Origin of the sequence: Bradyrhizobium sp. Cp5.3, assembly GCF_000426265.1 — a bacterium.
Taxonomy (GTDB): domain Bacteria; phylum Pseudomonadota; class Alphaproteobacteria; order Rhizobiales; family Xanthobacteraceae; genus Bradyrhizobium; species Bradyrhizobium neotropicale.
Window position 1 is genome coordinate 1 of sequence record NZ_AUFA01000086.1, and the last position, 9,833, is coordinate 9,833.

The 9,833-nt window shown below is 61.2% G+C and carries 9 protein-coding genes and 5 pseudogenes; 10 read left to right on the plus strand and 4 right to left on the minus strand.

The features are described 5' to 3' along the window. Positions 1 to 88 precede the first annotated feature (88 nt). From K289_RS0139455 to K289_RS53290, 4 genes and pseudogenes are all read left to right on the plus strand, one after another. Positions 89 to 1,114 (plus strand): IS110 family transposase, encoded by a 1,026-nt coding sequence (locus tag K289_RS0139455; protein ID WP_027556376.1) that lies wholly within the window; start codon positions 89 to 91, stop codon positions 1,112 to 1,114. Between the two features lie 874 nt (positions 1,115 to 1,988). Continuing rightward, positions 1,989 to 2,393, plus strand: a complete 405-nt coding sequence (locus K289_RS53280) for a hypothetical protein (RefSeq protein WP_371260912.1) — start codon at positions 1,989 to 1,991, stop codon at positions 2,391 to 2,393. Positions 2,394 to 2,411: 18 nt separating this feature from the next. Further along, positions 2,412 to 2,579, plus strand: a complete 168-nt coding sequence (locus tag K289_RS53285; protein WP_371260913.1) for a hypothetical protein — start codon at positions 2,412 to 2,414, stop codon at positions 2,577 to 2,579. A gap of 226 nt (positions 2,580 to 2,805) precedes the next feature. After that, positions 2,806 to 2,919: pseudogene (locus K289_RS53290) on the plus strand (ATPase, T2SS/T4P/T4SS family); the annotation flags it as partial. A gap of 1,209 nt (positions 2,920 to 4,128) precedes the next feature. Here the strand turns inward: K289_RS53290 and K289_RS51225 are convergent. Further along, positions 4,129 to 4,341, minus strand: coding sequence for a hypothetical protein (locus K289_RS51225; protein ID WP_198024878.1), 213 nt, complete (start codon positions 4,339 to 4,341; stop codon positions 4,129 to 4,131). A 134-nt stretch (positions 4,342 to 4,475) separates the two neighbouring features. Then, positions 4,476 to 4,619: pseudogene (locus K289_RS49830) on the minus strand (ATP-binding protein); the annotation flags it as partial. A gap of 23 nt (positions 4,620 to 4,642) precedes the next feature. Here K289_RS49830 and K289_RS51990 point away from each other — a divergent pair. The 4 genes and pseudogenes from K289_RS51990 to K289_RS53010 all read left to right on the plus strand — a co-directional run bounded on the left by K289_RS51990 (position 4,643) and on the right by K289_RS53010 (position 7,225). Beyond that, a complete protein-coding gene (locus K289_RS51990; RefSeq protein ID WP_198024879.1) occupies positions 4,643 to 5,131 on the plus strand; it encodes a hypothetical protein in 489 nt (162 codons plus the stop codon). Beyond that, entirely contained in the window at positions 5,125 to 5,865 is a 741-nt protein-coding gene (locus K289_RS51995; RefSeq protein WP_084788936.1) for a recombinase family protein, read from the plus strand. Before K289_RS51990 ends, K289_RS51995 begins: the two co-directional genes overlap by 7 nt. After that, positions 5,843 to 6,016 (plus strand): annotated as a pseudogene (locus K289_RS53005) (hypothetical protein); the annotation flags it as partial. The gene K289_RS51995 and the pseudogene K289_RS53005, both read left to right, overlap by 23 nt. A 33-nt stretch (positions 6,017 to 6,049) precedes the next feature. Next, positions 6,050 to 7,225, plus strand: coding sequence for a zinc ribbon domain-containing protein (locus tag K289_RS53010; protein WP_305728258.1), 1,176 nt, complete (start codon positions 6,050 to 6,052; stop codon positions 7,223 to 7,225). Between the two features lie 6 nt (positions 7,226 to 7,231). Here K289_RS53010 and istB read toward each other — a convergent pair. Both istB and K289_RS47035 read right to left on the minus strand, forming a co-directional pair. Then, positions 7,232 to 7,870, minus strand: a pseudogene (gene istB, locus K289_RS47030) (IS21-like element helper ATPase IstB); the annotation flags it as partial. A 16-nt stretch (positions 7,871 to 7,886) separates the two neighbouring features. Further along, a pseudogene (locus K289_RS47035) lies at positions 7,887 to 8,663 on the minus strand (IS21 family transposase); the annotation flags it as partial. Between the two features lie 47 nt (positions 8,664 to 8,710). Here K289_RS47035 and K289_RS0139495 point away from each other — a divergent pair. Beyond that, complete coding sequence (locus K289_RS0139495; protein ID WP_027556379.1) at positions 8,711 to 8,977, plus strand: DUF5372 family protein; 267 nt, start codon at positions 8,711 to 8,713, stop codon at positions 8,975 to 8,977. 164 nt (positions 8,978 to 9,141) lie between these two features. After that, a complete protein-coding gene (locus K289_RS0139500; protein WP_027556380.1) occupies positions 9,142 to 9,615 on the plus strand; it encodes a helix-turn-helix domain-containing protein in 474 nt (157 codons plus the stop codon). Positions 9,616 to 9,833 lie beyond the last annotated feature (218 nt).

The window sequence follows — 9,833 nt, forward strand, 5'->3', positions numbered from 1 at the left end:
AACATGGCGTAATCGCGGCTGACGTCTTCCTGAGGACACGAGGGTCAGTAGGATCAGTCTCCGCAGATTATCGAAAGGAAGCAGCGCCATGAAGCAGTACGTTGGTCTGGACATCTCTATGGAAGAAACCAGCATTTGCGTTTTGAACCAAACCGGCGGCGTGACATTCGAAGGTTGCGCGTCGACCAATCCTGAGGCCATCGCCAAACTCTTGCGGCAGCACGCCGGCAACGCTGAACGGATCGTGTTTGAAACGGGCTCGCTTTCCAATTGGCTTTGGCACCAACTCAAAGCGCTAGGCTTTCCGGTAATTTGCCTGGACGCGCGTCATGCCAACGCAGCGTTATCGATGCGCATCAACAAGTCGGATCAGAACGATGCCAGGGGGTTGGCCGAAATGGCCCGCATGGGTTGGTACCGGGAAGCGGCCGTTAAGGGGGCGGAGAACTGGAAAACCCGTTCGATGCTGGCGGCTCGAAACAGGCTGGTGAATCTACGGCGAGATATTGACAACCAAATGCGCGGTCTGTGCAAGGGGCTGGGAATAGTGCTCGGCAAGGCCGGCTCGACTAACCTCGGTCGCAAAGTCGACGCCGTGCTCGCTGAAGCGCCGGATTTACAAGATATTTTCGCACCGCTACTCCTTGTCCAGGCCTGCTTGACTGAGCAGATTGAGAAGTTCGATCGATTACTCCTGGCAGCGGCAAAAGCTGACCAGACCGTTCGGCGAATGATGACCGTTCTCGGCATCGGTCCACTGACTGCCCTGTCTTTCGTCGTTACCATCGACGACCCCACTCGCTTCCGACACTCCGCCGACGTCGGCGCCTATCTCGGCTTGACACCAAGACGTTATCAATCTGGTGAGATGGATCGCACTGGCCGCATCTCCAAGCGCGGCAACCACCAGATGCGAACTTATCTGTTCGAGGCCGCGAACGTCCTGCTGACTGTTGTCAGGCGAGGTTCTTCGCTCAAGCGCTGGGGCAGCAAGTTGGCCAAACGCATCGGCACCAAGAAGGCCAAGGTTGCTGTCGCGCGCAAAATGGCCGTCATCCTCCATGCCATCTGGACAGATGGCACCGAATTCCAGGCAGAGATGCGTACCGCATGAAGTAGTCCTAAAATAAACCCAGATCCGCCTTCGGCGGAGCATGCGTCCCTGCCGGGACGACGGTGCTGGCAATCTCGAAGTCGTCCCTGCGGGCGTTACGCGCACCGCGCTCTTAACATCGGGATGCCACACCTCTTGAACGCCATCATGCGGCGCTCGTGCACAGAGACGACCGCGGAAAGAACCATGAACCCGGCAGCGGATCATTTTGGAGTATCGGGGGTTGACATCCTGCCCGCGATTCCAGCGCAGTTTCGAGTTCAGGCCTTAGCGCCGCAACCGGCGCAACGGCACGAGCTTCGGTGGCACGCGGTGTGTTTCCCCGAAACGCACCGCTTGCCGATTTCTCGCGCGAGTTAGGACACGACCGGCGGATAATGCGTAGGCCCGCCGATGACGGCGCCTTGCAGCCAACATGCTTCGCCTAGAGTAATCCATGGTCGCAACCCCACTGTCACGTTTGTGGCGGATAGAAATCGGCGTTTGCGCATCGCGATGCCAATCGTATTCCGCTGTAACCACCGAGTTATCGGCCACGGCACGGCCAGCAAGCCTGAAAGGATAGAAGCCGAGGTCGGTTCCGGCCGATATACCGGCTGAGTACGCATATCGACCGCGCGTCGAAAGCGCGGCGACGCCGCCGCGGATCGGCCTTGTTTGCGGCCAGGTCCCGCCGCCGGACCAGCAGTGCCGTGGGCTGCGTTCGTGTATTCGAGCCCACCACGTTCAAGCCGCCCGGCTCCGCATGCCAATACGCGGGCTCAATGCGCCCGCAGTTGCTTAAGACGAAGCAATTGACGCAGGTCAACGCGGGCAACGTCAAAGCTCAGATATCATTCAATATCGGCTAGTCAGCGGAGACGATCATGCCAGCGTGCACTTCTATCTGAATTGGGCGAAGGGGCGGATCGGCGAGATGGATGCCGCACTCGGTTCGTTCGAGATCAAAGCCGACAATGCCAAGGCCGAGTCCAAGCTCAAGGCCGACCAGATTGTCGCTGATCTGAGGAAATGCCGCGACGAATTCCAGGCGGAGCTCAAGACGCAGGCGCAAGCTGGCGAAGCCGCTTGGGCGCAGACCAAGATGGATCTTGAAAAGCAATGGAATAGTTTCGAGACGCAGATGAAGACCTACTTCGAAAACGCCGGCAGGCAGATCGATCAGCAGCAGGCCACGTTCAAGAACATAGCCGGTGCGCAGGCAAAGGCTTGGCGCGAGGCCGCTGACAAGTTCCATGAGGCGGCAGGCAGGATAGCGGCATCCCACACCGGCGAGTAGGAGGCGAGTCTTAAGCAGATGAAGGCCGATGCGTCCAAGGCGGACGCGCGTCTACAGAAGCTGAAGCAGGTGGGCGGCGAGTCCTGGGCGGTGCTGAGCGCCGCCTTGGCGGAATCCCGCAAGGCGTTCGATCAGGCCAATCAGGCGGTCTGGTATGCGTTAAAGGGCTCCGGCACGAAGAGCTGAAGGTTGTCTGGTTCGCAGCCCCTCCGCTTCGGGGGGAGATGCATAACAATCTCTCCTGAACTGTCAGAATGGCCGAATCATTTCGCTCCAGCGCTTTGCGCGCCGGGTGCGCCGATGAAGCTTGTCCGTCCTTTCCGTAGAACCGCCCGATCGTGTAGCCCCGCTAGCTGAGAATGTGAAACGTTCGGCAATAGAGCAATGCGGTTGGTTCGCCCTCAGCGCTTGTGGCGGCACCTCGACCGGCAGGACCACCCTCACCAATGCACTGCTCGTCGAGATCGCCGGCACCACCGATCGTGTTGTGCTGATCGAGGACACTCGCGAGCTGCAGTGCTGCGCGGCCGCGGCGCCGCCTCGCTGAACTTGCTCTCGTCGCCGGCCTCGATCCCGCCACCGGCGATTACCGCGTCCAATCCGCTCGGGCGGGCTGTGCCCCTTCGCTACCAGGATACCCCTTCATGATTCAGCTTCATTCCGCGATCCGTCGCGTCCTGCCATTAAGCAATAAGCCAGCAAGCCAAGGTCGAGGTAGGGATAAACTCCGCGATCAGCGCCGGACTGGATCTCATCTTGAAGAGCACCACGATCGAGATCTCCGTAGGCTCAAGAGGTCAGCGCTAAGTCAGATTAGAACAGTAGCATCGAATTGCGATCGTCTCCCGCTTTACGGCAGAGGCTAATTGGTGGGGCAGGCAGCACTGTTGCATTTACATCTGAGATGAGTATGAGGGGCATTGACGCGAGCGGTAAGTCGCCCGTTTCGGCTGGCGCCAGCGAAGGCGCCGAAGAGTCTCACGTTGAACCGTCATTCGGTTCTGTCCTGGAGCGGACGCGTTCCGAGTATCAAGACTCAGGAGCTTCCTCCTCTCGCATCGGGCCAAGCAGCTCTTGTGTCTTACCGAGCAGGTCCGCTGGTCCTTCCCTCGGCGCACATCGACTTTTCGGGGCTGCGGGGCGCCATCGGCGCGGGCCGTCGTCGTCTCCGCTCCTTGCCCAAATCTGGCTCGTCGCGTTCTGATGGCGAGCTGCAGCGCGATGATCGAGAGGCGGAGAGCGCACAAACAAGGTCGCTTGAGTCGCGCACGCAATCAGAGTCCAACCTTGGACCAGCAAGGTGGCGCATCGACGATGTGTCCGCGCAGACCACCCATGGCTCAGGCGCGCAGCGACCTTCTCAATCTAGGATGGTGCCCCAAATGGGGACGCAGGCCCCTTGCGTTCGCGAGGTCAGCCTTGGCGCGGCGACCGAACCGGCGGAACCTTGCAAAAAAGTGTGCTCCCGCCGCACGAGCAATCCGCGTCCGGCTGGAGTTGTGGACCAGGAAGGCGGCCGATCGGCGACGTGCCTAAGCACTCAATCCAGGTTAAAAGTGTCATTCGTATGCAATATTGACCCCCCGTATTGCCTCACCTGAGGATGTTACTTTCGCTTGACGGATGTAGCCCCGACTGTCGGCCGGTCCGAGGTTGCGTCATTGCTCGCAGGATCGGAGGGGCTGGGGACGTCGCGGAGTGCTCATCACACGCAGCGCCGGCCCCAGTCCCGGGATCACCAGCCGGTGCCGCACTCGCAGCCATGTGCGGGATGATCGTCTCGACTGCTTTGCGTCTGAGCGATCGCAACAAGCGCTGCATGATGGTATGCTGTGGCGGCCCGAACTTCTGGGGAGAGTTCGGCGAGACGACCGAGGATAGCCAGCGCGGTCAGACGAGGTTCGGCCGCCAGCCAGCGCTCGATGTCGGCGAGGTGCGGATCGAGCATCGATGGCATTCTCATGCGCTTTTTGTATGGCTTGCGTGCATATTTCGCTGATCGTGGGCAGCAATTTCGCGCGATCATGAGCGCCGAATTCAGACGATGGTGAGCAGCCCGCTCCGGCCGAGGCGGTGATAGGGTCAGCGTTCTGGCTGCTCGTCAAGGGTGATGGTTTTGGCGTTGCGTTTTCGCATGCTTTCGCCCGCAAGCTCGAGGCGGTGAGCGTTGTGGACGAGGCGATCCAGAATCGCATCGGCGGGCGTGGGATCACCGAACACGGCATAGTGCCCCTATTTTGGAACGGATCGTGTCTCACGTCACGATCACGGACCCGCATCATTTTCTGTTCGGCCACCGCCTTGAGGTGCTGAAGGAGCGGTCGGGGCGCGGTCCCGCCTACGTCGTTGTCGCGCTGCCGGATGGGCGGCGGGCGGTTCGGATCGCATCGACGGACCTTGCCGAGACGACGATCACTTCCCGCCCGAACGCGGCCGATCTGCCGCGCATCAGTGCACGTACGCTGATCCCATTGATGCAACATTTGAGCGCGAGTCTGAGACTTCTCGACGAGAAGGTGATTCGCGATGACCCACCGACCACTTCTTCTAGGTCGCGTTGCGTATCGACCCCTGCCGACGTTGGCAAATCCACCCGGCCGTCCAACAGCCGACATTCCGCGCCTCTGGCCGAATCTGTCGACCACGACGCAAACCCAGATTGCTCAAACAATCGCCGCGCTGATGCGGCGAATGCACGCGATCCCCGGCACGCCCGGAAGGGGACTGGGTCGTGCTGATCAGCTCGAACATCGCTGACGAGCGGCTCACGACCGCACACCGAGCCAAGCTGGCCTATGTCTACGTGCGGCAGTCATCCGTGAACCAGGTGCGCCAGCATCAGGAGAGCACCGCGCTGCAGTACCGCCTTGTCGATCGCGCCATCGGTCTGGGCTGGCCGCCGGAGCGCGTCCAGGTGATTGACGAGGTTCTCGGCAAGTCAGGTGCTGGCGGCGCAGATCGTCGTGGTTTCCAGAAGCTCATCGCCGAGATCGGCCTTGGCAACGCCGGTCTTGTGGTGAGTCTCGACGCTTCGCGCTTGGCCCGCAATAACCGGGACTGGCATCAGCTTCTCGAACTGTGCTCGGTATTCGGCGTGCTCATTGCGGATGGTGAGCGGCTTTACGATCCACGCGCCTACCACGACCGGTTGCTGTTGGGCTTGTCCGGCATCATGAGCGAGGCGGAGTTGCATCAGCTTCGGATGCGGCTTCACCAGGGGGAACGCCAGAAGGCGGCGCGGGGCGAACTGCGGCTGCCCCTGCCAGCCGGGCTCGCCTATGATCGAGCGGGCACAATTATTCTCAATCCCGATGAGGAGGTGCAGGCCCGTCTTCATCTCGTGTTCGCCAAATTCCGGGAACTCCAAAGCGCTCGCCGTGTGATGCGGTACTTGGACAGGAACGGATTGTCCTTGCCGGCTCGACCGCTGCTGACCATCTCCACACGAGATCGTCTGGCGTGCGCCAGATAGTGCACGCGTCCTTAGTGTCCTTCAAAATCCGGCCTATGCTGGGGCATATGTTTATGGCCGCCGGCAAAAGGATCCGAGCCGATGCCGGCCGGGATCGCTGACGGGAACGGTCAAGGTGGCGATCGGGGATTGGGCGGTTTGCCTCCACGCCGCTCACCCAGGCTATATCAGCTGGGAGGAGTTCATGGTCAACCAGGGGCGACTGGCAGATAACGTCTGCCGCTATGAGGCAGGACACTCAGGCGTACCGCGCAAGGGGGCAGCCCTGTTACAAGGAATTGCGATCTGCGGCCGTTGCGGACGGCGCATGAGCATGCGCTACACGGGCCCGAATGCCGATTATCCGGTCTATTGCTGCCGTTCGGATCGGGATCAGCAAGGCAGTGCACTGTGCCAGGAAGTCCGGGCCTTGGCGGTTGACGCGCTGGTTGAGCGGGTGGTCCTCGATGCCCTGGTGCCGGATCAGATTGAGATCGCGCTCGCGGCGGCGGGCCAACTGGAGCAGGAGAGCCGTCAGCTCGAGCGCCAGTGGGCGCTTCGGGTGGAGCGCGCCCGCTACGAGGCCGAGCGCGCTCGGCGTCAGTATGACGCCGTAGAGCCCGAGAACCGTCTTGTGGCGCGCTCGCTTGAGCGGGTTTGGGAAGAGAAGCTGCGTGTCGTCGAGACGGTCGAGCAGCAGCATGCGCGCTGGCGCGCGCAAGAGCCGCTTCTGATTGGCCCGGCGGAACGCGCAAGGCTACAAGCGCTCGGCGAGAACCTGCCACGGATTTGGAACGCGGCCACCACGTCGGCAGCCGATCGCAAGCGCATTCTGCGATTTGTCATCCGCGAAGTCGTTCTTGATCAGAAGCGGACCCGAGGTCAGGTATGGCTCAAGATCGTCTGGCAGACCGGCGCAACCAGCGAGCATCAGGTACAACGGCGCGTTCACACCTACCGCGATTACATCGACATTGATCGGTTGCGGCGACGGATCGTCGAGCTGAATGCTGAACACAAAATGGATGCCGAGATCGCGGCGATACTCAATCAGGAAGGCTTCGTCGCGGCCCTAGGCTGCGCCTTTAAAGGCAAGAACGTCTGGGTGTTGCGTACCCGCTGGGGCATTCCCACCGTCAAAATCAACGGCGTCGACAAGAATCCAATGCGCTGGCCCGACGGTAGCTTCTCGATTCAGGGCGCAGCCGCTGAACTTGGAGTAACCCAGCAAACAGTGTTTGATTATCTCGCGCGCGGATTGCTGGCAGGCCGTCAGTTAGCCAAAGGCCAGCCATGGCAGATCGAGCTCTCAAACGAACAAATCAGTCAGCTTCGCAACCAGGTACGACGCACCAAGCGTTCGAAGAAGGAGGCATCATGAAGTCATCGGCTCGGCAATAACTTCGTGCCATGTGTCCACAGGGAGTTGGCTGGTTACGATGGTGGAGGCGCGGCCATGACGATCGTCAAGGATTTCCAGGAGATCGCGCCGCTCGGCCGCGGTGAGCACTGACAATCCCCAATCGTCGAGAATCAGGACCTGGGCGCGGCCCAGTGTTTTGAGCAAGCGAGCATAACGTCCATCGCCCCGCGCGAGCCCCAACGCTTCGAACAACCTTGGGACGCGATGGTAGAGAACCGAGCGATTGTCGCGGCAGGCTTTGTGGCCGAGGGCACAGGCTAACCAACTTTTGCCCAATCCGGTCGCCCCGGTTATCAGCAAATTCTCGTGGCGATCGATCCAGTCGCCGCTGACGAGCTTGGCGAAGACGGCCCGGTCGATGCCCCGCGGTGTGCGCAAATCGACGTCCTCTACGCAGGCATTCTGGCGGAGCGAGGCCAGCTTGAGGCGCGTGGTGAGCCGCCTGGTGTCGCGTTCCGCGGCTTCCCGGTCGACCATTAGGCCGATGCGATCTTCGAACGGCAAGGCTTCGAGATCAGGCGATCGTCGTTGCTCCTCGAAGGCCTTCGCCATACCTCTCAAGCCGAGCTCGATCAGGCGTTCGTGGGTGGGATGGTTGAGCATACAGGTCTCCTTGGCTTCAGTGGAAATAATCCCGGCCACGGATGTTGCCGTGGCGCAGGGGTTGATGTTCGGAGGGCTCGTCGAGAAAGGTACGATCCAGACCGTTCTGGAGGATGGAGCGGATCGAGGTGACGGATCGCGCCTTGATCAGAATGCCGCGCCGGCAGGCGGCGTTGACGCGCTCGGCGCTGTAGCTTTTGACCAGTGACAGAATGCCGAGGCAGGTGCGAAAGCCTTGCTCGGGATGTGGCCGGGCCGCGATCACCGCCTGGAAGAAGGCGGCGGTCGACGGGCCGATCCGCTCGCCGGCGGCGATCACTCTGGCGGGCGTCCATTGGCCGTAGCGGCGATGGGCGCTGGGCATGTGGTCGGTGACGGTGGTGTGGCCCCGCCGGTTGGGCGCGCGGGCGTGGCTGGCGATCCTGCGGCCGCTGTGGAAGATCTCGACCGTCCTATCGTCGATGCGCGCATCGACAAGCTCACGGATGAGCCGATACGGCGTGGAATACCAGTGTCCGTCGATCTCGATATGATAGTCGGGGCCGACCCGGCATCGCTTCCAGCGCGCGAAAGCGTAAGCCTGGTCCGGCAGCTTTGTGAGCTTGGGCTTGTCGAGCTCGGCGAACAGTTCGGCGCGGCTGGCGCCAAAGTCGCGCATCTGCCTTGCATTGAGTTCGACGACGAGGATTTTGATGGCTGCGTTCAGCTCCGCCAACGAAAAGAAGCGTTGATTGCGCAGCCGCGCCAGAATCCATCGCTGCGCGACTTGCACCGCAACTTCGACCTTAGCTTTGGCAAAAGTTGTCGACTGCAGGTCATGCGGGTACGACCCCGCAAAAGGTGCGGATCACGCATCCCTTCCATCCGCTTTGCGGTCGCAAGTTCGAGCTGATCTGTCGGCGCCGTCATTGGGGCGAAGACCGGGTGGTCTATGAGGGTCAGAACGGTCGACTTTGTACGATCGCGAGCGCATGGACCGATATCGATCCACCCGATGAGTTCCGGCTGATCGCTGCGGGTAGAGCAGCCTTTTGCGCGGTTGACCTGTTGGCGCTTTGTGACGCGCTGGACCGGCTCGCGGAGAGCATGGGCGCCAGCGATGCGTAAATCTAAATACGCCGCATATGTAAAGATAATAACGCCATACCGTCGGCGCGGTGCGGCGTATTACTACGCTGATAGCGGCGATAAATCTTTATATGGCGTCGGCATCTCCATTGACACTCAACATATAGAGGCGTATTTATATTTACGTAAGATTGAGGCCGAGCATGGCCAGGGCGAAGAAGCGGGATCCGAAGAGCGAGGCGCTGGCGCAAGACGGCGTCCTCAATCCAAATCCGGAAGCCGTCCGCGACCCCTCGTTCGTCAGCAACCCATTCTTCGATGCGAAGGACCTGGTGCAGGTGCGCTACGAGATGGTGCGACGTCACCAGGTCGACGGCGTTGCGATCAGCGAGGCCGCCGAGGCATTCGGCGTGACGCGTCCGACCTTCTACAAGGCGCAGAGCGCCCTGCAGACCGCCGGGCTTGCCGGCCTGTTGCCGAACCGGCGAGGCCCCAAAGGCGGCCACAAGGTCTCCGCCGAGGTCGTTGCGTTCGTCGCCGCTCTCAAAGCTGCAAGACCCGAACTGACGACGTCGCACTGCCTAGATGCGATCTCGGCGCGGTTCGGCGTCAAGGTGCACCGACGCAGCCTGGAGCGGGCGCTGGCGCGCAAAAAAAAACGACTCAACTCAGCTTGATCGTCGCGCCTGCGGACGCAGCGGACAGCTACGAGAAGCTACGCGCAGCCGCATTGCGTGCCGAGTTCACGGCCTGCCCTGGTCTCACCATTCTTCGTCGACGGGGATTGGCAGCGTGGATCCGAGCACGCGGACAGGAGGTCGATACCGAGGCGGCCTGCTACGACCATCGGCTCACGCACTCGGCCCCAGACAATCCGTCGCCCGCAACAAGCGAC